The 23,873-nt window shown below is 67.1% G+C and carries 24 protein-coding genes; 22 read left to right on the top strand and 2 right to left on the bottom strand.

The features are described 5' to 3' along the window. From AC6EI8_RS11605 to AC6EI8_RS11535, 15 genes are all read left to right on the top strand, one after another. A partial coding sequence (locus AC6EI8_RS11605; protein WP_498381995.1) for a hypothetical protein occupies positions 1-207 on the top strand: 207 nt, incomplete at its 5' end. 325 nt (positions 208-532) lie between these two features. Beyond that, a complete protein-coding gene (locus AC6EI8_RS11600; RefSeq protein WP_498381994.1) occupies positions 533-802 on the top strand; it encodes a hypothetical protein in 270 nt (89 codons plus the stop codon). A gap of 74 nt (positions 803-876) precedes the next feature. After that, positions 877-1,119 (top strand): hypothetical protein, encoded by a 243-nt coding sequence (locus AC6EI8_RS11595; protein WP_498381993.1) that lies wholly within the window; start codon positions 877-879, stop codon positions 1,117-1,119. Positions 1,120-1,121: 2 nt separating this feature from the next. Next, a complete protein-coding gene (locus tag AC6EI8_RS11590; RefSeq protein ID WP_498381992.1) occupies positions 1,122-1,325 on the top strand; it encodes a hypothetical protein in 204 nt (67 codons plus the stop codon). Then, positions 1,322-2,932, top strand: coding sequence for a portal protein (locus AC6EI8_RS11585; RefSeq protein ID WP_498381991.1), 1,611 nt, complete (start codon positions 1,322-1,324; stop codon positions 2,930-2,932). Before AC6EI8_RS11590 ends, AC6EI8_RS11585 begins: the two co-directional genes overlap by 4 nt. Further along, positions 2,929-3,162: a Bbp19 family protein gene (locus AC6EI8_RS11580; RefSeq protein WP_498381990.1), complete on the top strand. Its 234-nt coding sequence runs from the start codon at positions 2,929-2,931 to the stop codon at positions 3,160-3,162. The genes AC6EI8_RS11585 and AC6EI8_RS11580 overlap by 4 nt, the downstream gene beginning before the upstream one ends. 2 nt (positions 3,163-3,164) lie before the next feature. Continuing rightward, entirely contained in the window at positions 3,165-4,055 is an 891-nt protein-coding gene (locus tag AC6EI8_RS11575) for a capsid assembly protein (protein ID WP_498381989.1), read from the top strand. Between the two features lie 238 nt (positions 4,056-4,293). Then, entirely contained in the window at positions 4,294-5,157 is an 864-nt protein-coding gene (locus tag AC6EI8_RS11570; RefSeq protein ID WP_498381988.1) for a phage capsid protein, read from the top strand. Between the two features lie 47 nt (positions 5,158-5,204). Next, positions 5,205-5,660 carry a hypothetical protein gene (locus tag AC6EI8_RS11565; RefSeq protein WP_498381987.1) on the top strand — a complete coding sequence of 152 codons (456 nt, stop codon included), beginning with the start codon at positions 5,205-5,207 and terminating at the stop codon, positions 5,658-5,660. A gap of 91 nt (positions 5,661-5,751) precedes the next feature. After that, positions 5,752-6,324 (top strand): phage connector family protein, encoded by a 573-nt coding sequence (locus AC6EI8_RS11560; protein ID WP_498381986.1) that lies wholly within the window; start codon positions 5,752-5,754, stop codon positions 6,322-6,324. 3 nt (positions 6,325-6,327) lie between these two features. Next, positions 6,328-8,565 (top strand): phage tail protein, encoded by a 2,238-nt coding sequence (locus tag AC6EI8_RS11555; RefSeq protein ID WP_498381985.1) that lies wholly within the window; start codon positions 6,328-6,330, stop codon positions 8,563-8,565. After that, on the top strand, positions 8,562-9,020 hold the full coding sequence (locus AC6EI8_RS11550) for a GNAT family N-acetyltransferase (protein WP_498381984.1): 459 nt from the start codon (positions 8,562-8,564) through the stop codon (positions 9,018-9,020). The genes AC6EI8_RS11555 and AC6EI8_RS11550 overlap by 4 nt, the downstream gene beginning before the upstream one ends. Next, the gene (locus AC6EI8_RS11545; protein WP_498381983.1) at positions 9,010-9,504 is read left to right on the top strand and encodes a hypothetical protein; all 495 of its coding nucleotides are present in this window, start codon (positions 9,010-9,012) and stop codon (positions 9,502-9,504) included. The genes AC6EI8_RS11550 and AC6EI8_RS11545 overlap by 11 nt, the downstream gene beginning before the upstream one ends. 3 nt (positions 9,505-9,507) lie before the next feature. After that, a complete protein-coding gene (locus tag AC6EI8_RS11540; RefSeq protein WP_498381982.1) occupies positions 9,508-11,574 on the top strand; it encodes a hypothetical protein in 2,067 nt (688 codons plus the stop codon). Next, positions 11,574-13,871 (top strand): lytic transglycosylase domain-containing protein, encoded by a 2,298-nt coding sequence (locus AC6EI8_RS11535; RefSeq protein WP_498381981.1) that lies wholly within the window; start codon positions 11,574-11,576, stop codon positions 13,869-13,871. The genes AC6EI8_RS11540 and AC6EI8_RS11535 overlap by 1 nt, the downstream gene beginning before the upstream one ends. On the opposite strand, the gene AC6EI8_RS11530 is transcribed toward AC6EI8_RS11535, so the two are convergent. Then, a complete protein-coding gene (locus AC6EI8_RS11530; protein WP_498381980.1) occupies positions 13,868-14,155 on the bottom strand; it encodes a hypothetical protein in 288 nt (95 codons plus the stop codon). The genes AC6EI8_RS11535 and AC6EI8_RS11530 overlap by 4 nt on opposite strands. A gap of 12 nt (positions 14,156-14,167) precedes the next feature. On the opposite strand from AC6EI8_RS11530, the gene AC6EI8_RS11525 reads away from it, so the two are divergent. Genes AC6EI8_RS11525 through AC6EI8_RS11495 form a run of 7 tightly spaced genes read left to right on the top strand, consistent with a single transcriptional unit; the run spans position 14,168 to position 22,569 of the window. Next, positions 14,168-16,711 carry a hypothetical protein gene (locus tag AC6EI8_RS11525; protein WP_498381979.1) on the top strand — a complete coding sequence of 848 codons (2,544 nt, stop codon included), beginning with the start codon at positions 14,168-14,170 and terminating at the stop codon, positions 16,709-16,711. Position 16,712: 1 nt separating this feature from the next. Continuing rightward, entirely contained in the window at positions 16,713-17,099 is a 387-nt protein-coding gene (locus AC6EI8_RS11520) for a hypothetical protein (protein WP_498381978.1), read from the top strand. Continuing rightward, on the top strand, positions 17,089-18,732 hold the full coding sequence (gene terL / locus AC6EI8_RS11515) for a phage terminase large subunit (protein WP_498381977.1): 1,644 nt from the start codon (positions 17,089-17,091) through the stop codon (positions 18,730-18,732). The genes AC6EI8_RS11520 and terL overlap by 11 nt, the downstream gene beginning before the upstream one ends. A 36-nt stretch (positions 18,733-18,768) precedes the next feature. Further along, the gene (locus AC6EI8_RS11510; protein WP_498381976.1) at positions 18,769-21,423 is read left to right on the top strand and encodes a putative phage tail protein; all 2,655 of its coding nucleotides are present in this window, start codon (positions 18,769-18,771) and stop codon (positions 21,421-21,423) included. A gap of 12 nt (positions 21,424-21,435) precedes the next feature. Continuing rightward, complete coding sequence (locus tag AC6EI8_RS11505; RefSeq protein ID WP_498381975.1) at positions 21,436-21,621, top strand: hypothetical protein; 186 nt, start codon at positions 21,436-21,438, stop codon at positions 21,619-21,621. Beyond that, entirely contained in the window at positions 21,611-22,066 is a 456-nt protein-coding gene (locus tag AC6EI8_RS11500; RefSeq protein WP_498381974.1) for a lysozyme, read from the top strand. The genes AC6EI8_RS11505 and AC6EI8_RS11500 overlap by 11 nt, the downstream gene beginning before the upstream one ends. After that, positions 22,054-22,569 (top strand): DUF2514 family protein, encoded by a 516-nt coding sequence (locus AC6EI8_RS11495; protein WP_498381973.1) that lies wholly within the window; start codon positions 22,054-22,056, stop codon positions 22,567-22,569. The genes AC6EI8_RS11500 and AC6EI8_RS11495 overlap by 13 nt, the downstream gene beginning before the upstream one ends. On the opposite strand, the gene AC6EI8_RS11490 is transcribed toward AC6EI8_RS11495, so the two are convergent. After that, positions 22,525-23,493, bottom strand: coding sequence for a class I SAM-dependent methyltransferase (locus AC6EI8_RS11490; protein WP_498381972.1), 969 nt, complete (start codon positions 23,491-23,493; stop codon positions 22,525-22,527). The two genes, AC6EI8_RS11495 and AC6EI8_RS11490, sit on opposite strands and share 45 nt — an antisense overlap. Positions 23,494-23,873: the final 380 nt, after the last annotated feature.

Raw genomic sequence — 23,873 nt, 5'->3', positions numbered from 1 at the left:
CTGAACCTGGACGAGCTGGAGCGCCAGTCGCGCGGCTGCATCGAGCAGGACGCCGATTGGATGATAGGGCCGCACGATGTTCTCGCCCTGATCGCCCGCATCCGCGAGCTGGAGCGGCGCCTCGCGGATGCGCAGCGTGCGCCCAACGTCCGCGGCGCCACCTTCATGGACCCGCCGGGCACGCGCCGGCAACACGTTCAGGACTGAGCCATGACCGTCATGACCGCCATCGCCATCTTCGCCGCAGGCGCCACCATCGGCGCCCTCGCGGTGGGCTTCATCGTCGCCGGCCGGCTCGGGGAGGACGATCTTCCGGGAGGCGAGTGATGCGGGATGCCACCCGTTCGTTCGCTCGTCGTCGCGGCCGGAAGGCTGTCGCCGCTCGCCGAGTTCGGTACATCGTGTTTCCTTCTGGTCCGTTCGGCTGGGGTGTGCAGGTCGTCCCTATCGGTTCGTCCGCGCAACGCAACCGTATTGTCGTGGTCGAAGCCCCCGAAAAGCGCGGCTGGCTGCGCCGGCTGATGGATCGCCTATGACCGTGGCCGTGCTGCCCGATCTCGTCGTGGACTGGAATGAGGTCTTCCTGCAGTTGAAGCGGGAAGGCTACAGCACGTACGACATCGAGCAATTCACGGGCATTCGCAAGTCCACCTTCATGGGCTGGAAGAACCTGGATGCCCAGCCCCGCCATCCAGAGGGCGAGCGCATGATCGCCTTCTGGCGCCAGGCCACCGGCAGGCAGCGGGATCAACTGCCGATGAAGCCTGCGCCCGTCTCAGCCGCCAAGGTGGTGGCGCGCTGATTCGGTCGGGAAACCGACCACGCCCCACGCCGATACTCGCCGCGTCATCCCTTCAACCACCGCAGGAGACGCCCATGTCCCGCAAGCTCGCAGTGCAGACCCCCGGCGACGCGCCCGAAACCGACAGCGCCGACGCGACCACCACCACCGAGGCGAAGACGCCGGCCCCGGCCGCCGCCGTGGCTCGCCCGGGCCGCGCCCGCTACCTGGAGATGAGCGCCCACGAGGTCGATCCGAAGACCCTGACCGCCGCGGTGCTGACCAAGGACGGCTGGGTCGCGCCGGACCTGGCCGGCCAGAAGGCCAAGGTTGCCTGACCATGTGCGGCAGCCCGAACCTTCCCCCCGCACCGGACCCGGCCGAGGAGCGCCGCAAGGCCGATGCCGAGGCCACCCAGGCGGCCAACGCTCGCACCGCTGAGCTGCGCCGGGCCCGTCAGCGCTCATCGCTGCTGGCGGCAGGCTCGACCGGCGGCGGCGCATCGAGCGTGATGGCTCAAGGCAAGGAAAAACTCGGATCATGATCGGCGACACTCGCGCATCGGAGATTCTGCGGCGGCTGACCGCAATGAAGGGCGTCCGGTCGGAGCTGGAAATGCTCTGGCTGGACTGCTTCGACCACAGCTTCCCGATGCGCGGTAACGGCTTCTTCGGGAACCGTGACGACGCGACCAGCATGCAGACGAAGCGGGCCAAGCTGCTCGACGCCACGTCGACGGATGCTGGTCGCACGCTGGCCGCCGCGCTGATGTCCGGCGCCACGCCGAGCAATTCCCGCTGGTTCGGCCTGTCGGCCCCGCAGGAGACCGACGAGGAGCGCCGCTGGTTCGACGAGTCGGCCGAGACCATCTGGGAGAACATCCACGCCAGCAACTACGACGCGGTCGGGTTCGAGTGCTGCCTCGACATGGTCGGCGCTGGCTGGTTCGTGATGTACATCGACGTGGACCGCGAGGTCGGTGGCTACGTCTTCGAGCAGTGGCCGATCGCCTCCTGCTACCTGGCTGCGTCCAAGCCGGGCGGCCTGGCCGATACGCTGATCCGCTGCTACAGCCTGACGGTCGAACAGGTCGTCAACCAGTTCGGGCTCGACAAGGTCAGCGACAAGGTCCGCCAGCTCTACACCGACCAGAAGTTCGACGAGAAGGTCCAGCTTCTGCACTCGATCTACCCGCGCCGCGTCCACGCCGTCGGTGCCGTGCGCGCGAAGAACATGCCGTTCGCGTCGTGCCACGTCGAGGTTGCGAGCCAGCACACGCTGCGCGAGTCGGGCTACCACGAATGCCCGTTCGTCGCGCCGCGCTGGGTGGTGGTGCCGGACACCCCGTACGCCGTCGGCCCGATGTTCGACGCGCTGCCCGACGTGAAGCAGCTGAATCGGCTGGTCTACCTCGAGGACAGCAACGCCGACCTGGCTATCTCCGGCATGTGGATCGCCGAGGACGATGGCGTGCTGAACCCGCGCACCGTCAAGGTCGGGCCGCGCAAGATCATCGTCGCGAACAGCGTCGACAGCATGAAGCCGCTGCAGTCGGGCGCGAACTTCAACCTGTCCTTCACGAAGCGCGAGCAGCTACAGGCCCAGGTGCGTCGCACGCTGATGGCCGACCAGCTCCAGCCGCAGGACGGCCCGGCGATGACCGCGACCGAGGTCCATGTGCGCGTGCAGCTTATCCGCCAACTGCTGGGCCCGATCTACGGCCGGCTGCAGGCCGAGTGGCTGCAGGGCATGATCGAGCGGTGCTTCGGCCTGGCCTACCGCGCTGGCGTTCTCACGCCGCCGCCGGAGTCGCTGGCGAACCGGGAATTCCGCGTCGTCTTCATCAGCCCGCAGGCGAAGGCGCAGAAGCTGGAGGACGTGGTCGCCATCGAGCGCACCGTTGCCAGCGCCATGGCCATCGCTCCTGTGGTGCCCGAAGTGCTGGACAACATCGACTTCGACGAGGCGCTGCGCGAGTCGGCCGACGGCTACGGCGCGCCGGCCAAGGTCATCCGCGACGCCCGCGCCGTCGCCGCGCTGCGCGAGCAGCGGGCACAGGCTCAGCAACAGGCCGCACAGCAGGCGGAGCAGCAGGCACTGCTGCAGCCGGCCGCCGAGCAGATGGCCAAGAACCTGGCCGCCGCCGCATGACCGACCCGACCCCCGAGCTCTACAAGCAGATCTTCGAGGATGACCGCCGCGGCGCCGCCATCCTCGAACACCTGACGCGCCTGTTTGCGCGGCCGGCCGTGACCATCGGCGGCATCGACGCGGTGCTGCAGACCTACCACCGGGACGGCCAGCGCCGCGTGCTGGAATTCATCGTTGGCCAGATCAACCGCGCCAACGGTGTCGACCCCAACCAAGACGAGGAGAACTGACAATGCTGTTTCGACGCTTCTACGCGCTGATGGACGCCGCTGGTGGCGAAGGTGAGGGCGGCGGCGGTGCCGCGGCAGCCGGTGGCGATCCTGCTCCTGGTGGTGCTGGGGCTGCTGCCGGCGGCGACCCGGGCGCGGCTGCTGCCGCCAGCGGATCGGTGCTGCAGGCCGGCGCCGCCGACACGCCGCCCACCGACTACATCCCCGAGAAATTCCGCGTGACCAAGGAGGACGGCACGCTGGACATCGAGGCAAGCGCCCGCAAGCTGGCCGAGAACTACGGCCACCTCGAAAAACGGATGGGCACCGGCGACGCGCCGCCGAAGGCCGCTGAGGACTACCAGGTCGCGGTGCCGGACGAGCTCAAGGAAGGCTGGAACCCCGACGAGGATCAGGCGTTCAAGGACTTTCGTGCCAAGGCGCACGAGGCCGGGCTGACGCAGAAGCAATTCGATCTGGTCATGGGCCAGTACTTCGACCTGGCGCCGAAGCTGGTGGCCGGGGCCTCGATCATGGACGCCGAGGCAGCCAAGACTCAATTGCAGCAGGCGTGGGCGCATCAGGGCGGCTTTGACCACCAGGTGCGCAACGCCTACCAGGGCGCCGCGGCCATCGCGCAGAAGGCCGGCATCCCGATCGACGAAATCATGTCGCCGACCGTGCTGGGCAACAACGTCGCGTTCCTGCGCCTGATGGCGGCCATCGGCCCCGAGTTCGCCGAGGACACCAGCCCCGGCGGCACCACGATGGGCGGCCCGACCACCGAGGAGCAGATCCACGAGCTGATGCGCGGCGACGCCTACAAGGACCCGCGGCACCCGGATCACGAGAAGGTCAGCAAGCAGGTGCGCACGTTCTTCGAGCGCAAGCACGGAACGCAGGCAGTGGCCTGACAGGATTCATCCACCACCGGAGGGGGCCCGCGCAAGCGGGCCTTTTTCATTTGGTCGGGAAACCGACCACCCATCAGCAAGAGCATTGCGGGCATCAACTGGCCCGTGTGGCGGCGGACAACCAGCAAATGCCCTCTCTGCAGCGACGTGAGCCGGTCGGCAGAGCGAGTAAGACGGGTCCGGCGACGGGCAACCCGAAAGGCGACATCGACACCTTCACCTTCCGGAGAACTGGACCATGTCCCAGACCATTACCCAAGCATTCGTCATCCAGTGGGATACGACGATCCGCCAGCAGGCGCAGCAGATGGAGTCGCGCTTCAGCAGCGCAGTCGTCGACCGCGGCAACATCACCGGTGAATCGTTCACCGCCAACCGTCTCGCGCCGCTGGAAGACACGCCCGAAAACACTGTCCGCCACGGCGATACCGAATGGTCGGAGGCCGACCACAGCACGCGCATCGCGCTGATGAAGGACTTCTACCAGGCGCTGCCGGTGGACCGCAACGACGAGCCGAAGCTGCTGGCCAACCCGCTGAACGGCACCTACATGCAGTCGCTGATCGCGGCGCACAACCGCCGCAAAGACCGCATCATCTTCTCGGCGCTGCTGGGCAACTCGCAGACCAAGGACGGTGCACAGGTCGCGCTGCCGTCGTCGCAGATCATCGTGGCCGGCGGCACGGGCTTCACGAAATCGAAGCTGCTGACCACCCGCAAGATCTTCCGCAAGAACGAGGCGGACAACCACAACGGCGAAGAGCTGTTCATCGCCTACAACAGCGAGATGCTGGAAGACATCCTCGCCGACGAGACGCTGACCTCGGCTGACTTCCTGGCCGTGAAGATGCTCCAGGACGGCGACGTGTCGTCGAAATGGATGGGTTTCAACTGGATCGCGTACGAGGGTCTGCAGATGATCGGCAGCACCTACCGCACTGCGGCCTGGGCGAAGTCGGCGATCCACTTCGGCACCGGCTACACCGAAGGCAAGGCCAGCCGCCGCGCCGACAAGAAGGACCTGATGCAGGTGTCGATGGGCGCTTCCCACGGCGCTGCCCGCGTCGAGGAAGAGAAGGTCGTCGCCATCGACTTCGTGTAAGTCGAGCCCGGCAACCCAATCCAACCCATCACCGATAGGAGCCAACCATGGCGGAAGTGAACACCACCCAAGGCGCGAAGCTGCTGGCCGGCACGAAGCTGCTGCCGCACGAGGCCGCTGGCCGCAAGCGCATTCTGGCGTCGAAGATGCCGGCCACCCATGCCGGCGCGGCCATCAACGACACCATCTTCCTCGGCCGCGTGCCGGTCAACTCGCGCTTCACCAGCAATAGCAAGGTGAGCTGCGCGGCCGGCACGGCTTCGTGCGTGATCGACATCGGCCTGCGCTCGACGAAGACCGGCACGGTCATCGACGCGGACGGCATCGCTGTGGGCATCGACGCTGCGGCTGCTGGCCAGAAGGACGCCAACACCGGCGCCCTGATCGCCAACGGCGCCGAGTACGTGACGACCGAGATGGTCGACGTGTACGCCACGGTGCGCGGCGCGGCGCTCGCGGCCAACCAGGCGCTGAAGTTCGAGATCGAATACGTCACCGACTGATCGGCGATACCAGCTGTCTCCTCCACCCGCGCGAGCGGGGGTTTTCAACCCGGGGCCGCGCGCCCCGGTTTTTTCTTGAGGCGATGACCCGATGACCTCCGCAGTCACCATCTGTTCAAACGCGCTGCTCGAGCTCGGCGCCGATCCGATCAACTCGCTGACCGAGCCCAAGCAGCACGCCAGGCTCTGCGCCAACCTGTATCCGAGCCTGCGCGACGACGTCCTGCGCTCGCACTACTGGAAGTGCGCGACCAAGCGGGTCATCCTCTCGCCGCTGACCGATCCGCCCGCGTTCGGTTGGCCGTACCAGTTCAAGCTGCCGGGCGACTGGCTGCGCACCGTGCAGGTCGGCGAGGACGGGCAGCCGCAGGACTTCGAGCAGGAGGGTATGAACCTGCTGTTGCAGACCGATGTGTGCAAGCTGAAATACGTCTGGCGCAACGAGGTTGAGGCATCGTGGACGCCGAACCTCGTGCGGCAAATGGAGCTGGCCATGGCGGCCCGGATCGCCTACGCGGTCACGAAATCGACCAGCCTGCGCGACAGCAAGATGCAGGAGGCGGCCTATCACCTCAAGGTCGCCAAGGCCGTGGACGGGCAGGACAACCCGCCCGAAGAATTCTGCAGCGGCACGCTGCTCGAATCGCGCTTCACCACGAGGTAAGCCATGCCGCGCGTCACGCTCATTCAGACGAACTTCTCGGCTGGCGAGATCTCCCCGAAGGTCATGGGCCGCGTCGACGTGGCCCGGTACCAGAACGGCGCCAAGTCGCTGGAGAACTGCATCGTCGACGTGCAGGGCGCGGCAAACCGCCGCGACGGCACCATCTACATCGCCGAGACCAAGGACAGCGGCCGGCGATCGATCCTGATTCCCTTCGTGTTCAGCACCACGCAGTCGTACATGCTGGAGTTCGGCCACCTGTACATGCGCGTGTTCCTGACGATGGGCGTGCCCGTGATGGTGGGATCGGTGCCGTTCGAGATCGCCACGCCCTACACCGAGGACATGCTCGCGGACCTGGACTACACCCAGGGCGCGGACACGATGTTCCTGTTCCACCCGCAGGTGCCGACGCAGACCTTGCGCCGGCTCGCCTCCGACAACTGGTCGATCCAGAACGCACCGTTCACGGTCGTCCCGTATGACGAGATCGGGGCGCGCTTCCCGGCCAACATCACCCTGTCGGCCAGCAGCGTGGGCACCGGACGCACGGTCACCGCGTCCTCGGCCACGTTCGCCCCGACCGATGTCGCGCGCGATATCACGGTAGACGGCGCCGGCCTGGCCACGATCACCGGCTTCACGAGCCAGACGCAGGTAACGGTCGAGATCAAGGAGGCATTCGCCTCGACGTCCTATGCCGGCTTCGCGTGGATCTTGGGCGGCTCGCCGGTGGGCAGCCTGACGCCGTCTGCGGAGAAGCCGATCGGCATCGAGATCTCGCTGAAGTTCGACCCCGGCATGACCGGCTGGCGCACCGAGGATGTCGGCAAGTTCGTCGAGATCAACGGCGGGCTGGTGCAGATCTCGCAGATCGTCGACGGCAACGAGGCGAAGGGCATCATCAAGCGCGAACTCACGGCCGCGGTGCTGGCCCCGGCGTTCTCGTGGAGCCTGCAATCGTCGGTCTGGAACCACTACGACGGCTACCCGCGCACCGGCGCCTTCTACGAGCAGCGCTTGATTACCGCCGGCACGCGGCGCTTCCCGCAGGGCATCTGGGGCAGCCGCAGCGGCATCTACTTCGACTTCACGCAGGGCGTGGACGACGACGAGGGATTCAGCTTCGAGCTTCCGTCCACCGGCCAGATCAACCCGATCACGCGGCTGACCGCCTCGACCGTGCTGCTGCCGCTGACCTTCGGCGGCGAGTTCACCATGCACGGCGGCGTCGAAAAGCCGCTAACGCCGACGAATGCCCAGACACGCGGCCGCTCGGTCTACGGCATCGCCAACATCAAGCCGGTCCGGATCGGCAGCGAGGTGCTGTTCGTCCAGCGCGCCCAGCGCAAGGTGCGGGCGCTGTCGTACGACCCGGACACCTACGCCTATCGCGCCCCGGACCTGACGGTGCTGGCCGACCACATCACGACGTCCGGCATCGTGTCGATGACCTACCAGCAGGAGGCGCCCGCCGCGCTGAACGACGACCTTGGGCCGTCCTCGCTGGTCTGGTGCGCGCTGGGCAACGGCAAGATGGCCGTGCTGACGCTGGACCGAGACGAGGGCGTCGTCGCCTGGGCGCCGCTGGTCACCGATGGCGCCTACGAGTGGGTCGCCTCGATCCCGCGCCCCGACGGCGGCGACGAGGTATGGGCCATCGTGCGCCGGACCATCAACGGCGTGACCAAACGCTATGTCGAGCTGTTCGGGCCCGGCTACCTGACCGACTGCGCCGTCAAGAAGACGGCCGCGGCGCCGGGCGCCACGGTCTGGACGGGATTCGGCCACCTCGAAGGCAAAACCGTCTGGTGCAAGGCCGACGGCGTCTACATGGGCGAATTCGTGGTGGCAGGCGGCCAGATCGTGCTTGACCGCAACGCGCTGGAGGTGGAGGTCGGGCTGCCCTACACCAACGAGGTCGAGCTGCTGCGGCCAGAGATCCAAGGCGGCACGGGCAGCGGGCAAAGCTCGATGATGAGCACGAACCGCGTGCTGCCGCTGGTGCGCGACACGATCGGCTGCACCATCGACATGGGTGACGGTTACGGGCCGCAGGAGATCAATACCCGCTCGTTCGGGCCGGACGTTCTCGACCAGCCGCCGCAGGAGTTCACCGGCTACCTGTCCGTCGGCACGCTGGGCTGGCACCAGAGCGATTCGCCGCTCAGGCTGATCCAGAACAAGCCGTATCCCTTCCACCTTCTGGCTGTGGTCCGCGAGATCACCTTCAACGCATGAGCATCCGAGTCGCTACTCCCGACGACCTGCCGCGCATCCTCGACCTGGGCGAACAGCTGCATGCCGAGTCGCCGCGGTGGTCGCGTATTCCGTTCAGCCGCGCCCGCGCCGCCGAGATGATGACGAGCCTGATGCTCAGCGAGGACGGCGTCGTCTTCGTCGCCGAGAAGGACGGGCAGGTCATCGGCGGCATCGCGGGGCTCGCCAGCCAGCACTGGGCCAGCGACGCGCGCGTTGCGCACGAGGTCAGCTTCTTCATCGACAAGGACCACCGCGGCGGCATGGCGGCGTGCCGGCTGATCTGCGCTCTGGTTGCGTGGGGGCGGCTCAGGAACGTGGCATGGCTGCACGCCGGCACGTCCACGGGCGTTGACCCGGAAACCACGGCCAAGCTGTACGAACGGCTCGGCTTCATGCGTTGTGCCATTGGCTTGGAGATCCACTATGGGAATTGAAGCAGGGGTATTGGCGGCATACGCCGCCGTGGCGGCCGCTGCCGTCGGCGCTGGGGCGGCGATCTATTCCGGCCAGCAGCAGAAGAATGCGGCCGAGACGAACGCCGAGCTGCAGCGGCGCCAAGCCGCGCAGGAGAAGGACGCGGCGGTAGCGCAGGCGGAGAAGATCCGCAAAGCAGCGCGCCGGCAGGAGGCGGCTGCCAACGCCAACATGGCCGCCTCCGGCATTTCGCTCGGGTCGGGCACCGCCGTGCGCATCAGCAACGAGATCAACGAGAACGCCGAGAAGGACGCGTACCAGACCATCCTGACCGGCAATCGCGCGTACAGCGCCGGGCTGAGCCAGGCGTCCCTGCTGGATGCCGAGGGACGGGCGGCATCGACGACCGGATTCCTGAACGCTGGCAGTTCGCTGTTGTCCGGGGCGTCGTCCGCCTACCGGTCCGGCTGGGCAAAGACGCCCAACACGAAGGCAGGGGGGTAAAGCGTGAAAATCCAGATCGGAGACTTTGGTAACGTCGTCGCCCGGCCGTCGCCGCTGGTCCAGACCAACGCGCGCGCGCTGGGCGCCGGCGTCGCGGAGGCGGCCGGCCGGCTTGCCGCCGGCGTCAGCGATCTCGCGTCGGCCATGGCGGAGAATGACAAGGTCCAGCGCCGCGCCGACGCCGCGGTCACGCTGGCCGAGCTCGACAACGAGGTGCGAGACCTGCACGACACCATCGGCCGCCAGGTCGAAGCAGGGGAGGTCAAGGCGACCGACGCCATTTCGCTATACCGCCAGCGCGTTGAAGAGCTGCAGGGCCAGCGGCTGGGCAACATGGACCCGGACACCCGCAAGGTGGTGCAGGCCAACGTGCTGCGCACCACCGGCGCGGCAGAGCGCAGCCTGCAGGGCGTGGTGGTCAAGCGCCAGCAGTCGGAGATCGGCGCCAGCCTGGGCCAGCTCGGCGAGCAGTTCCAGCGCAACGCCATGCGTGACTTGCCGGGGTCGATCGCCCAGTACGAAGGCGCTGTAGACGCGCTGGGCCCGCAGGCCGGCTGGTCGCCGGAGCAGATCGGCAAGGCCAAGCAGGCATTCCGCGAGGGGGCAACCTACAACTTCGCCAACGCGACGCTCGAAGGCGCGGCGCAGACAGGCAATGTCGAGCTGATCCGCGCGGCCATGGAGCGCATCGGCGGCCGGGACGGCGAGGACATCGACCCGGCGCGCCGCACAGCCCTGATAACGAAGGGGTATGGCTACATCAGCGGCATTCAGGCGGCGAACGTGCGGGCACAGGAAAAGGCGGAGCGCGAGCGCAAAGCCCGCGAGGACAAGGCCGCCGACGTGTTCAACGACACCTACCAGCTGCTGACCGAAGGCCGGTTCTTGTCGACCGAGTACATCAGCAAGACGGCCGACACCGTGGCCGGCACCAGCATGGCCGAGCCGTTCCGCAAGCTGGTGGAGCAGCAGGCCAACGATGCCATGTTCGCCACCAAGCCGCTGCCGCAGCAGGCCGCGCTGCTCGAGCAGATGCGCGCGCGCGGATCCACCCGCGGCGTCGGTACCGATCCGGCCTCGCAGAAGGAATACGAGCGCCTGGACCGCATCTACACCGCCAGCGTCAGCGCCTACAAGGAGAATCCGTGGCAGGCGGCGCAGGAGCGCGGCGTCATCGAGCGCGCGCCCGCCATCACCATGAGCAGCGTGCAGGAGGCCGAATCCGTCATCGGGCTGCGCATGCAGCAGATCGGGCAGGTGGAGGTGGCTGCCGGCCGGAAGATCAGCCCGCTGCAGCCCGAGGAGGCGCAGACCATCGGCCGCCTCGTGCGCGCACTGCCACCGGATCAGCAGGCGTCTGCGCTGGCGTCGTTCGGTTCCCTGATCGGCGACGCCGACCGCGTCTCCGACATGGCGCGGCAGATCAGCGAGAAGGACAAGACGCTGGGCATCGCCATGGCCTACGCCAATTCGAAGACCACCGCAGGCCGCTACACGTCCGAGCTGATCCTGCGCGGCGAGCGCGCCATCCGCGACAAGGTCGTCAAGCCGGAAGACACGCGCGAGGTGGGCTGGCGGGCGGAGATTGTGCGCGAGATCGGCGATGCCACCCTCAACGAGCAGGTGCGCCAGCAGTGGATCGACGCCGCGTTCAACATCCAGGCGGCCATCGCGGCCGAGGGAGGCGGCCCGGACATCCGGCGCGCCGTGAATCTCGCGACGGGCGGCCTGCGCGAGCAGCGCGACGGCACGAAGATTCCGCGCCCGTACGGCATGTCTGACGACACCTTCACCCAGCGCATTGCCGCGCTGCAGGCCTCCGACTTTGCACCGCAGGTGCCGGGCGGCCAGGTCCGCGTCGGCGGCACCGCGCTACCGCTGGAGCAGTTCGTTCGCCAGCTTCCGCATTCCTCCCTCGTGCACGCCGGGCAGGGCAAGTACGCCGTGCGCGCCGGCACGGGCTTCGTGACCAACGAAGCCGGCCAGCGAATCATCATCGACCTGAACCCGCGCCGTCCGGTGGCATCGCCGCCGCCGGCTGAGCAGGGCATGCCGAAGGGAGGCCGCTGATGCTCGACAGCATGCTGCAGGATTCGATCGACCAGACGCTGGACGATCGTCAGGCCCGGCCCGTCGCGGCGCCAGTGCCGCAGTCAGGGTTCAGCCTCTGGCGCACCACCACGGCGCTGCCGCGCGGTGTGGCCGCTGGCTCGAGGGAATCAGTCGCCTTCGGCGCCGACGTGCTGGGCGCGTTCGGGGATGTGCAGGCGGGCTACGGGCTGCAGGCCGACCCGTCGCTGCTGTTCTCCAGCGAGGAGCAGCGGGCCCGGCGTGAGGCCGGCGCTGACGCGCGGGAGCGGGTGCAGAGCGGCGACGCGTTCAGCACCAGCGTCGGGACGGGCTTGCGCGCCAGCGCGCGCGACATGGTGCCGGACCCGGCCACATCCAACGTCGTCGAGCAGGTGCTGTTCGGCCTTGGCCAGTTCGGCTCGAAAGCCATCGGCTACAGCGTAATGGCCGGCCCGGTCGCCGGCGCGGTGCTGACCGGCGCAGACCAAGCCACGGCCGCCGCCGACCGTCTGGCCGCCGAGGGCGTCGACGCCGATACCCGGCTACGCGCGGCGGCTGTTGAAGGGGTGGCCAGCGCCGCCGGCGTCGCGCTGCCAGTGGCCGGCCGCACGCTCGCGAAAACCGCCGCTCTGGTGGTCGCTGGTGGCCCCGGCGCTTTCGTCGCCCAGCAGGCCGCCACGCGCGCGATTCTGGAAAACGCCGGCTACGACAAGATCGCCGACCAATACGACCCGTTCGACCCGGTGGGCCTGGCCGTCTCGACGCTGGTGCCGGCCGGCTTCGGCGCGGTGGCGCTCCGCGGCGCGCGGCGGGCGGCGCCGACGCCGGCAGATCCAGCGGCCGCGCGCCAGCTCGTCGACATGGGCATGGCCGAGCGCCAGGCGCTGCGCTACGACGATCCCCGCCTCGATGCTTATGCCGTGACCGCGGCGCAGCGCGAAGGCATCCCGCCCGAGGCGCTGCTCGCCATCAAGAACGCCGGGGAACGGTCGGCCAACAGCTCAGCCACGTCGCCGGTGGGCGCCAAAGGGATCATGCAGTTCATGGATGCGACCTGGGCGGCGTACGGCCGGGGCGATGTCCGGGACCCGGTGGCCAATATCGACGGCGCGGCCCGCTACATGCGCGCGCTGATCGACCAGTACGACGGGGACGTGCGCGCGGCGATCGCGCACTACAACGGCGGAGGCAAGGCAGGCGCTGCAGTCCGGGCCGGCAAGGCGCCGCCTGCGGCCGAAACCCGCGCCTACCTGGAGCGGGCCGACCGGTACATGGCCGAGCGCACGGGCGAAGCCGCCGGCCGCGCCGCGGCGAACGATCCCGAAGCCGTGGCGGCCGCGCGCGTGCAGATGGTGCGCGAGACGGTCGAGTCGTGGAACCTGAAGGACCCGACCGACATTGCGGCCGCACAGGATCACCTTGCCGCGTTCGTGCGAGCGGCCGACCAGCTCGGTGCCGGCGAGCGCGTCGACGTGACGGGCACGATCAACTGGGACACCCTGCAGAACGCCCGCATGCTGGACGACATGATCGGCCGGCTGGAGGCGGCGCGCGCCGATCTGCTGCCTGACGCCGGCATGACGGCCGACCCGGGCGCCATTCGCAGCATGCGGGACGAACTGGCCAATCTGCGCCGCTCGATGCCGGACACCAGCGCCGAAGCGCTGCGCGCCCGGGCCAAGGAGATCCAGCAGGAAGGCGCCGGCCGGGTCAGCTTCAAGAAGGCCGAAGCGGCGGCGCGGCGCGAGATCGAAGCGTCGATGGCCGAGACGAACGCTCGCATCGAGGCACTGGAGCGGCAGATCGAAACGAACCGCTCCGCGGAGCAGGCACGACAGCAGGTGCAGGAGATCGATCGACAGATCAGCGATGTGCGCGCGGCTCGCGCTTCGCTGGACGCTCCGCCGAGCGCGCCGCGCGCGACCGCGCTGGCCGCCCGACAGGCGGTGCAAGGGCCGTCCGGGCCGGCAGGTGCCGCAAGCCGGCAAGCAACACCGGCCGCGACCAGCACCCCCAGCGGCACCGAAAGCCAAGCCAGCAAAGGGATTCCGGGCGATCAGCCCACACAAACCGCCGGTTCTGCCAGCACCGGCGCGCAGCAGGCCGCCGCGGCGGTAGACGCCCAAGCCGCCGAGATCGCCAAGCTGTCGCCGGACATGATGGTGCAGCTCGAAGGGATGGAAGCGCCGATGCGGCTGGCCGATGCGCTGAAAGCGGTCAAGAAGGAGGCCGACGCGGAGGCCGCCGACGCACCGCTGCTGCAGGTGGCGGCCGAATGCTTCCTGCGGAATAGCTAGCGGATGGCCAGGGACAGGACGATGCCGACCGCTGCGATGCTGCCGACGACCATCGCCCAGGTGCGGAAGGCGCGCCACGCGGCGCGGAAGTCAGCCGGCAGGCTGCGGCTGCTCGTCCCTGACAGCACGCATGCCGGCACCACGCCGGCCACCCACAGCGCCGCGGCTGCGATCACCAGCGGGTCGCGCGCCGGCAGCGTGGACGCCAGCCACCCGAGGGCGGGTACGCCGAGCGCGATCCACCAGATGCCGGCGGAGTGGACGAGGAACCGAATCAAGGACATGGAGCCCATTGTATGACACCGCAATGCCGACAAGCCGTGCAGGCCGCCGCCGGGCGCGCACTGACCGATGCCGAGGTTCGCAAGATCGACGACCGGCTGGCCGCAACCATGCGCCGGCTGGCGCGGCAGGATCCCGCCGCATGGCAGGCGCTACCGCGCGACGCGCGCGTGCTGCAGGCCGCCCAGCAGGCCATGGCCGATATCCAGCAGGAAGCTGCGCTCAAGGTCACGCGCGCCAGCCTGCAGATCGTCAAGACGGCCGCGATGGATACGCGGCTGACCGACCTGATGGCGCAGTTCGATACCGGCCGCAGCAAGGCGCTGGTGCGCGAAATGGAACAGACCTCGGCCTACGCCGAGGGCATCAAGCGCGAGAACATGTCCCAGCTCATGGACCTCTTGGACGCAGTGGGGAGCCGGGATGGCGCCGGCGGCCTGCGCCGCGGGCTGATGTTCCTGTTCGACGCCGAGAATCCGCGCATGACCCGCGACCTGGCCATCGAGATCATCGATCAGGCCAAGGGCGCTACTGGCAACACCATCGCGCAGAATGGCGCCCGCGCGTGGCTGGACACGATCGAGCGCCTGCGGCAGCGGTTCAACGCGGCCGGTGGCGACGTGGGCCAGCTCGACTACGGCTACCTCCCGCAGCCGCACGACAGCGTCCGCGTGCGCGGAGACGGCAGCAACGCGGCGCGCGACGCCTGGGCGCAGGACACGCTGCCGCTGCTCGACCGGTCGCAGTATCTGCGGGAGGACGGCACGCGCATGGCTGACGGCGAGGTGCTGGACTTCCTGCGGGAGGCATGGACGACCATCGCCACGGACGGCCTCAACAAGACGCAGCCGGGCAGCAGGCCGGCGCCGGGCAGCGCGGCGCGCGCGAACGCCGGCAGCCAGACGCGGCAGATTCACTACCGCGACGGTGAGGCGTATCTGCAGTACATGGGCAAGTACGGCGCCGGCAGCATGTACGACGCCATGCTGGGCCACGTCGGTCGCCTCGCGCGTGACATCGCGCTGGTCGAGCGCTACGGGCCCAACCCGAACCAGCAGATGCGCCTGCAGTTCGATCTGGCGGAGCGCGCCGACAATGGCCTGCGCCGATCCGCCGGCATGCTGCCGCAGTCATACTGGGACGTGCTGAACGGCACGGCCGGATCGCCCGTCAGCGGCCGCATCGCCGAGATCGGCACCCACATGCGGAACATCCAGACCTTCGGCAAGCTGGGCGGCGCTGTGCTGTCGAGCCTGACGGACCTCGGCACCTACTTCGTCACCACCGGCTTCAACAAGCTCAGCTACTGGGAGGCGCTACGCAACATCGGGCGGCAGGCTGACGCCGACACCCGCGACTTCCTTAGCATGCACGGCATCATCGCCGAATCCATGATCTCGGACCTGAACCGCTGGAGCGGCGACAACATCCGGCAGACGTGGTCGGGCCGGCTGGCCAACAGCACCATGAAACTGTCGCTGATGAACGCGTGGACCGACACCCTGCGGCGCGCCTACAGCATGACCATGATGAACGGCATGGCGCGGCTGGCGAAAACGGACTGGTCGGCGCTGACCGAATACGACCGCTGGCGCATGACCAGCAAGGGCATCACGGAAGCCGACTGGGAGGTCATCCGCGCTGCCCAGCTGACCCAGTACAACGGCATGGACTTCCTGACGCCGGAGGCGATCCGCGCGGGCGGCAACCGGCGCGCGGACGAGGTGGTCGCCAAGGTGCTGGGCATGATCACCGACGAGTCGGAATATGCGGTGCTCAACCCGGACCTGACCACGAAGGCAATCCAGTCGTGGGGCGGCACGCAGCGCGGCACGCCGCTGGGCGAGCTCGCGCGGTCGGTCATGCAGTTCAAGTCGTTCCCGATCGCCATGATCTCGCGGCACTGGTCGCGGATGATGGACGCGCCGCGTGGGCTCGACGGCACGCCAAGTATCCTGGGCGGGCGATATGGGGGTGCTGGCATCGGTCCCTTCCAAGTCAACCGCCTGATGTACGGCGGCGCGCTGCTGGTCGCGCTCACCGGCCTCGGCGCGATCGCCTACCAGAACAAGCAGATCGTGCAGGGCAAGGACCCCATCGACATGTCGCAGGGGAAATTCTGGCTCCGCGCGCTGGCGCAGGGCGGCGGCCTCGGCATCGTGGGCGACTTCCTGCTGACCGATCCGACCGAGAACCCGGGCGACTCGACGGCCAACGCGATCAAGAACATCGCCGGCCCGTCGATCGGTAGCGCGTTCGACCTGGTCGGAAAGCTGGGCGTCGAGAACGTCTATCAGGCGGCGGCCGGCAAGGACACGCACGCTGGCGCTGAGGCGCTGCGCTTCGCGCGCGGCCATCTGCCATACGTGAATCTGTGGTACGCAAAGGCTGCGCTCGACCATGCCGGGCTGCATGCCTTGTCGGAGAACGTGTCCCCCGGCTATCTTTCGCGCATGCGCCAGCGCGCGCAACGCGACTGGAATCAGGACTACTGGTGGAACCCGGGCACAGGCGGCCCGGATCGCGCGCCGAACCTCGGCGCCGCGGTGGGAGAGTGATATGCGACAGGATCAATACGAGCGGCTGCAGGCCCTGACCGAGAAGCTGACCGACGTGTTTCTCGACGAGGCCGACCCGGAGAAGTGGCCAGGCCACGGCGTCGCGCCGAACGCGATGGACGCGCAGTCTCGCGGCGATCGCTACTGGTGCAAGAAGAACGCCGCGGCCACGCTGACCGTCATCATGAAGACCACCACCCTGATCGGCGTGATCCAGCAGCGGAGCGCCGGCGGAGCACCGGACGGCGTGCCGCCCGAAGGTGCCGAGGACACTGATGGGCTCGATGGCGAGATCCGGGCAGCGGAACGCGAGGCCGCGCGTTTGATCGACAAGGCCCAGCGCGAGGCCGGCAAGGCGGCATTCGACAAGCGCGTCCATGGCAAGTAAGCGCATCAGCTTCCTGGCCTTCTTCCTGATGTGGGCGAAGGTCATGAACTGGCAGGTGCCGACGCTGCACGTGCGCATCTGCCAGTGGCTCGAGTTCTGCGACGACCCGGTGCGCGTGCTGATGGTCTTCCGCGGCGCGGCGAAGTCCACCATCTACGCCGTCTACAAGGCGTGGCAGCTCTACAACGACCCGACGTGGGTGTCGCTGATCTGGGCCGCCGACGGGCCCCTGTCGAAGAAGCTTACCCGTGACACGATCAACGTGCTGCGGCGGCATCCGCTGTGCGGCGGCATGCTGCCGACGAAGCCCGGCGCACAGATGTTCTGGGTCAACGGGGCCACCGACGCGCGCAACGCCAGCATGACCGCCGTGGGCGTGAATCAGAACGTCACGTCCGCCCGCGCGCGCGACATCGACTATGACGACGTCGAGGTACCGAAGAACATCCGCACTGCCGAGGCGCGCGAGAACCTGCGGGCAAAGATCCAGGAGTCGACCTTCATTCTGGTCCCGGGCGGACGGGAGACCTACATCGGCACGCCGCACACGCACGACTCCATCTATCCCGAACAGGTGGCAGCCGGCGCCGCGCTGCTCAAGATTCCCCTGTTCGAAGACAGCATTCGGTACGAGGACACCAGCAAGCGCACCCGCTACGCGTTCCCGTTCCAGCCGGGACCGGACGGCCTCTACGTCATTCTCGGGATCCACAAGACATCGCGCATGCTGGTCGAGGGCGTCGACTACGAGGTCGATGGGCAGGCGATCGTGTTTCCGCAACCGCCCGGCGCAGTGCTCGACATCTACGCGCGGTGTGCGTGGCCCGAGCGCTTCACCCGCGCCGACATCGAGAAGCGCCGGAAGAAGACCCGGACGCTCAACTACTGGGACTCGCAATACATGCTCGAAGCCAAGCCGATCACCGAATGCCGCCTCGATCCCGAACGTATCAAGGCATACGACACGCACCCGCGCCTGGAAGTGGCGAACCGCGGCGTGCGCATGATGCTCGGTAAGGTCCAGATCGTGAGCGGCCGCGCCTACTGGGATCCGGCAAAAGGCAAGCTCGGCGGCGATACCTCGGCCTTTTCGCTGATCCTCGACGACGCACTCGGCAACCACTACTGGCATGTGGCCGAAGCGCTGATCGGCGAAATGGCGGAGTTCGACGATAGCCGGAACACCCGGATCGTCGGCGGCCAGGTCATGCAGATCTGCGCACTGGTGCGGCGCTTCAACATCGTGCAGGTGACCGTCGAAACCAACGGCCTCGGTGCCTTCATCCCGAAGATCCTGCAGCGCGCGCTCAAGCAGGAGGGGCTTCGGTGTGCGGTGCGCGAGCACATCGCGAAGGGCAACAAGAACGAGCGCATCCTCGCCGGCCTGGAGCCGCCCATGAAATCCGGCGTGCTGTGGGCGCACGTCGACGTGCTCAATGGCCCGATGTGGGACGAGATGAAGGACTGGAACCCGGCGATCAAGGAGCAGCCGGACGGATACCTGGACAGCGGCGCCGGCGCGATCCTCGAAGCACCGGTACGCATTAACCACTTGGTCGGGAAACCGACCGCAGGCCCGGACAAAGATTGGCGCCAATCCACGGGGGTCCACGAGGTGACCTTCGAGAACTAGCGCCGTGCCCCCGCGGCGCTCACCAGAGAGTGCCGCATGTCCGTCCCGATCCAAGATACCGTCTTCGAATACACCGCCAACGGGGTGACCACCGTCTTCCCGTACGAGTGCTATGTCATTCTGGCTTCCGACCTCAAGGTCTACGCCAACGACGTGGAGGTGGTGTCCGGCTACACCGTGACGGATGTCGGCAATCAGGACGGCGGCAACGTGGTGTTCGCGGCAGCGCCGGCCAGTGGCGTGCGCATCCGCATCGAGCGGATCGTCCAGATCAAGCGCGACACCGACTATCAGGAGAACGGTGACTTCCTGGCCGACACGGTCAACAAGGATTTCGACCGTATCTGGATGGCGATGCAGCGCGCCGCCTACCTTATCGGCCTGAACCCTGGCCAGACGCCGCGCGCGCTGCTGCTGGGCGCGGATGACACCGACGGCGCAGGCGCATACCGCGCGCGGCAGAACCGGATCCAAGACCTGGCCGACCCGGTGGGCGATCAGGACGCGGTGAACCTGCGCACGCTCGTGCAACGCATCCTCGATTCCCTGACCGATGGCTCCGGCAACCCGGTCCTGCAACTGCTGGCCAACAGCACCGACCCGGCGAAGGGCGCCGGCCTGATCGGCTTCGAAGGCACCAACGTCTCGGAATGGCTGAAGTGGCACACCGGCCGCGTGGTCCAGTCGATCGCCGGGCTGCGCCTTGTCAGTTCCACCAATTCGCATAACGTATTCGTCACTGGCTACTACGAGCCGCATGATGGAGGCGGCGGCCTGTACGTCGCAGATCCTACGGACACGGTCACGGCCGACGATGGCGGTCTGGTGATCGTCGCGGACGACGGCATGCGGTGGAAGCTGCAGGTCACTGGCGTGATTCACGCCGAAACGTACGGCGCAAAGGCCGACGGCACGACCGACAATACGGTTGCTCTTCAGCGGGCGATTGATGGCATGAACCGGATCGGCGGCGGGGAAATTCATCTGCGGGCCGGTGTGTACATGACCGGTCAGTTGCGGCTGAAGACGAACGTGTCGATCGTTGGCGTTGCCACCGAACACACCGGCCACTATCCGCCTGACACGAACAGCTCGCGCCTGAAGCTCAAGAACGGCGCGAATCAAAGCCTGCTGTTTGCCCCACTCTTCTGCCGCGCTTACACCATCAAGCACCTCACGCTCGATGGCAACAAGGCAAACAACACGGCTGGTCATGCATTCGAATTCGAGGCGGCTCCGCCTGCGACGGTCGACAACTACAACCAGGACTGCTACGCCATCTTCGACACCGTCTTCTTCGACGGCGCGAAGCAGAATGGCTGCCACCTCACGCCGGGACATCGGGGCGCCCGGTTCATCAATTGCTACTTCGGCAACAGCGATGGCGATGGCCTGCAAATCACCGGCTCCGATCACACCATCTTCGGGTCGCTGTTTGGGCTGAATGCGCAGGCGAACATTCGGTTGGCCGGCGCTGAAGTGATCCACATCAACAACTGCGACGTGTTCCGCGCCGACAGCGGCTCGAACATCGTCATCACCGATTCGAACTACTTCGGTGGTTCATTCCCATCGCGCGGGATCATGATCTCGAACACCGAGATCGACATGTCCGGCCAGCATGGGCTTCTGATCAACAATGGCGCCAGCGGGGTCACCGTCGGCCAATGCCGGTTCAACGCGAACGGTACGGCGGCCGCGGGCACGTATTCGCATATCTTCATCGGCAGCACAGTGCCTGCCGGCACGGTCTCGATCGCAGGGTGCGAGTTCTGCGACTTCATCTTCGCTGGTGCGCCAAAGCCGAAGTACGACATCTCGTGTGCAGGTGTGGCGCGTGTCTTCGTCAGCGGCAATATCCACCGCGGCCAGTATGTCACCGGGCTGACCGACAACTCTGCGGCTTTGCACCTTGCGGGCAGCACCAGTTCGGGGTTCATTGACCAAGCCGGTCGGGTCTATGGCACCAGCTTGCGCGCCAACTCCGACAACGGAGCTCTTTCGTCCCAGGTGGCGAACAACACGTCGACCGAGAACAGCTTCGTCCTGGAAGTTCTGGGAGGAAGCGCGTTCACCGGCAGCTTCCGGACGGTCAACGGCGGCGGGTTCAGCGCAGCCGCGACGGCGTTGTACCTCGGCAGAAATACCGTCAGCAATCGGAGCATCAACGCCGGCGGCACGGTCAATGCCAGCGGCGCCGACTACGCCGAATACGAGTTCAAGCGCGACGACTGCGGCGTGCTGGCCAAGGGCCAGATCGTCGGCTTCGACCTGATGGGCCGGCTTACCGATAAGTGGCAGCACGCCATTACCTTCGGCGTGAAATCGACCGATCCCAGCCTGGTCGGCGGCGACACGTGGTGCGTCGACATGCCGCTTCCGCCAGCGTTGGGCGAGGACAAGAGCGACGAGGCCATCGCGAAGTACGAAGCGGAATTGGCGGCATGGAACGAGGTGTATGAGGCCGCGCGCGAGCGTGTCGATCGCATTGCCTACTGCGGCAAGGTGCCGGTGAACGTGCTGGGCGCGCAGCCGGGCGACTGGATCGTCCCGATCGACGTGGACGGCGGCATCGGCGCGCTGGTGGTGAAGGACGCCGACCTGACGCCGGAACAGCACCGCATGGCCGTGGGCCGGGTGCGACGAATTCTTGATGACGGCCGGGCGGAGATCTCCGTACGGGCCGCGTAACCTGGGGTCCCCATGCAAAACGAAGTAGCATCCAGCGTCGCACGCGCGACGCCTCCCGTCGCGTCCAATTTCTGGATCTGGCTGCAGACCCACGATATCAACTGGTGGGTGGCCGCGGCGACGTTGGTGTATGTGGGGCTGCAGGTCTACGTTCTGGTCCGCGACAAGATCGTGGAGCGGCGGCGCGATGAACGCTGATCTGCGCCGCCGCCTCGTTGCGGCCGGCATTGCCGCCGCGGTGCCGCTGGTCGCCACCTTCGAGGGTCTGCGCCAGCGGGCCTATCTCGATCCCGTCGGCATCCCGACCGCATGCTTTGGCACGACGAAGGGTGTGCGGCTGGGCCAGGTCTACACCCGCGAGCAGTGCGACAACCTGCTGGCGCGCGATCTGCTCGATGCCAGCGCCGCCGTCGATTCCTGCGTGCGCGTGCCCCTCACCGACAGCCAGCGGACAGCGCTGGTGTCGTTCACCTACAACGTTGGTCGTGGCGCTTTCTGCGGCTCGACGCTGGTGCGCAAGCTGAACGGCGGTGACTACGTGGGGGCGTGCAACGAGCTGCCGCGCTGGGTCTACGCGAAGGGCATTGAATTGCCGGGGCTGGTGAAGCGCCGCCAGCAGGAGAGGGCGCTATGCCTTGGGTGAAGATCGGCGCGGCCATCGCGGCGCTCGCGCTGGCGTTCGTCGCCGGGTCGGCGTTCACCGCCCGCGGCAAGGATGCCGAGATCGCCGAGATTCGCCGCGCTGCCGCTGTCGATCAGGTGAAGGCCACCGACCGCGCGCGCGCTGAAGAACAGCGCCGCACGAATGAGCAGACGAGGATCGCCAATGAAGCGAAGGAACAACGTGAAAAGGCGCTGGCCGACGCTCGCGCCGCTGCTGCTACTTCTGAGCGCCTGCGCCGTCGAGTCGCCGAGTTGGTCGCCGCCGGCCGTGCCGGCAATCCCGCCCCTACCGACGGAAGCGCGGCAGCCGGCGATCCCCTCGGAGTGCTTGCCGACGTGCTCGAAAGGGCTGACCGGCGAGCGGGAATCCTGGCTCAATACGCTGACGCGGCCCGCGTTGCCGGGCTCGCCTGCGAGCGCGCATACGACGCGCTGACTTCAGACAGCCTCGGCCACCGCGACGAAGTTCATCACGCCGAATAGCTGCTCCGGGTCAGCGGCGGTGGCGCGCATCACCTTGAGCAACTTGGTCGCATTCAGCACCTTTTGCCGGATTTGTTCGTTCGGATAGACCGTGTCGGTCTCGAGCGTCCGGATGGCGTTGTCGAAGCTGCTGAGCGGCTGATCGATCGGGTCCCTGTGTGGGAGTGTCCGGAAGCCCGATGCGTTGAGGACGGACTCGACTTCGGGCTTGCACATCCAGTAGAAGACGTCGTCGTACTCGCCATCGAAGTGCGCAGCATGGTATTCCGCTGCCGCCTCGCGGTCCAATAGGATCATCCCGGGCAGGCTGTAGTGCGGCTCCCGCAGCATGAAATTCGGGAAGAATGGATTCCCCGACTTGATGATGATCTTCGCACCCTTCCGCATCTTCGACCGCGCGACAGCGATCGTTCCCTCGATGGATGGCACGTGCTCGAGAACATCGAAGATGAACACATAGTCGAAGTCGCAGGGCAGGTCGCCGGTCACCTCGTCATCTAGCACCGACCCAACGCGAATCGATGGTGGATATCCGTAGCGGGACAGGATCATGTTGCCGTTGTACGCCCGCGGCTCACAGTATTCGATCCCGACTGCAGCGCGAGCCCCCAGCTTCAGAGCTGCCCGCATGGCATGGCCCGACGCGCAACCAATGTCGAGCACCTTCGCCCCGTCCAGCGTAATCCCCAGATCGGATTGCAAATCGCGGACCATTGCCTCGGTGGCCTGGAAGGCCCCCATCTCGGATTCGAAGCCAATGTAAGCCGACTTGTTCTCGCGCTGGCTGTCGCAAAGGTGGTGGATGTAGAGGCGCACAAATTCGATGTCCATGTCGTAATGCTCGGAGATTCGTCGTGCAGTCCCCTCGCGATCGCTGTCGAATTGCCGGAACATCTCCTCGTTTGACCGGTACATCCACGCCATTTGTGCTCTCCTCGGATCTTATTGTTGTTTCCGAAGGCGGATCGTATCAGATCAAATCGATCAGAGAACTGTATGGGCGTACAGTATGTGCATGCCGTACGATCACGACTTCGGGTTTCCCGAGCAGCCCATCTACACGATCGGGAAGAACCCGTGCTACCGGTGCTCGAAACCGCGCATCTATACCGAGTACGCCTACCGCGTCTGGTACCTGAGATACGAATGCCCCATCAATGAGCTGTGCCCCAGCTTAGTGACATGCGAGCACTTCAGCCGGGAGCCGGGTGTCGATTGAGCTGCTTCACGCTCCCCAACATTTCCCCGGAAGAGGCGCGGTGCGTTGATTCCAAAGGGAAATCGTTTCCCCTCCCTCGCACCAC

This window comes from Cupriavidus sp. R6-3 (genome assembly GCF_059772245.1).
Note: the sequence above shows the minus strand (reverse complement) of the source record. Positions and strands in the feature narration are given on the sequence as shown.

What these genes read in the sequence shown, in the direction of transcription:
- AC6EI8_RS11505 (WP_498381975.1), top strand. Translation starts at nt 21,436, where the DNA reads ATGCAAAACGAAGTAGCATCCAGCGTCGCACGCGCGACGCCTCCCGTC.
- AC6EI8_RS11570 (WP_498381988.1), top strand. Translation starts at nt 4,294, where the DNA reads ATGTCCCAGACCATTACCCAAGCATTCGTCATCCAGTGGGATACGACG.
- AC6EI8_RS11580 (WP_498381990.1), top strand. Translation starts at nt 2,929, where the DNA reads ATGACCGACCCGACCCCCGAGCTCTACAAGCAGATCTTCGAGGATGAC.
- AC6EI8_RS11520 (WP_498381978.1), top strand. Translation starts at nt 16,713, where the DNA reads ATGCGACAGGATCAATACGAGCGGCTGCAGGCCCTGACCGAGAAGCTG.
- AC6EI8_RS11600 (WP_498381994.1), top strand. Translation starts at nt 533, where the DNA reads ATGACCGTGGCCGTGCTGCCCGATCTCGTCGTGGACTGGAATGAGGTC.
- AC6EI8_RS11575 (WP_498381989.1), top strand. Translation starts at nt 3,165, where the DNA reads ATGCTGTTTCGACGCTTCTACGCGCTGATGGACGCCGCTGGTGGCGAA.
- AC6EI8_RS11490 (WP_498381972.1), bottom strand. Translation starts at nt 23,493, where the DNA reads ATGGCGTGGATGTACCGGTCAAACGAGGAGATGTTCCGGCAATTCGAC.
- AC6EI8_RS11525 (WP_498381979.1), top strand. Translation starts at nt 14,168, where the DNA reads ATGACACCGCAATGCCGACAAGCCGTGCAGGCCGCCGCCGGGCGCGCA.
- AC6EI8_RS11560 (WP_498381986.1), top strand. Translation starts at nt 5,752, where the DNA reads ATGACCTCCGCAGTCACCATCTGTTCAAACGCGCTGCTCGAGCTCGGC.
- AC6EI8_RS11595 (WP_498381993.1), top strand. Translation starts at nt 877, where the DNA reads ATGTCCCGCAAGCTCGCAGTGCAGACCCCCGGCGACGCGCCCGAAACC.
- AC6EI8_RS11495 (WP_498381973.1), top strand. Translation starts at nt 22,054, where the DNA reads ATGCCTTGGGTGAAGATCGGCGCGGCCATCGCGGCGCTCGCGCTGGCG.
- AC6EI8_RS11510 (WP_498381976.1), top strand. Translation starts at nt 18,769, where the DNA reads ATGTCCGTCCCGATCCAAGATACCGTCTTCGAATACACCGCCAACGGG.
- AC6EI8_RS11530 (WP_498381980.1), bottom strand. Translation starts at nt 14,155, where the DNA reads ATGTCCTTGATTCGGTTCCTCGTCCACTCCGCCGGCATCTGGTGGATC.
- AC6EI8_RS11535 (WP_498381981.1), top strand. Translation starts at nt 11,574, where the DNA reads ATGCTCGACAGCATGCTGCAGGATTCGATCGACCAGACGCTGGACGAT.
- AC6EI8_RS11585 (WP_498381991.1), top strand. Translation starts at nt 1,322, where the DNA reads ATGATCGGCGACACTCGCGCATCGGAGATTCTGCGGCGGCTGACCGCA.
- AC6EI8_RS11555 (WP_498381985.1), top strand. Translation starts at nt 6,328, where the DNA reads ATGCCGCGCGTCACGCTCATTCAGACGAACTTCTCGGCTGGCGAGATC.
- AC6EI8_RS11500 (WP_498381974.1), top strand. Translation starts at nt 21,611, where the DNA reads ATGAACGCTGATCTGCGCCGCCGCCTCGTTGCGGCCGGCATTGCCGCC.
- AC6EI8_RS11565 (WP_498381987.1), top strand. Translation starts at nt 5,205, where the DNA reads ATGGCGGAAGTGAACACCACCCAAGGCGCGAAGCTGCTGGCCGGCACG.
- terL (WP_498381977.1), top strand. Translation starts at nt 17,089, where the DNA reads ATGGCAAGTAAGCGCATCAGCTTCCTGGCCTTCTTCCTGATGTGGGCG.
- AC6EI8_RS11545 (WP_498381983.1), top strand. Translation starts at nt 9,010, where the DNA reads ATGGGAATTGAAGCAGGGGTATTGGCGGCATACGCCGCCGTGGCGGCC.
- AC6EI8_RS11550 (WP_498381984.1), top strand. Translation starts at nt 8,562, where the DNA reads ATGAGCATCCGAGTCGCTACTCCCGACGACCTGCCGCGCATCCTCGAC.
- AC6EI8_RS11590 (WP_498381992.1), top strand. Translation starts at nt 1,122, where the DNA reads ATGTGCGGCAGCCCGAACCTTCCCCCCGCACCGGACCCGGCCGAGGAG.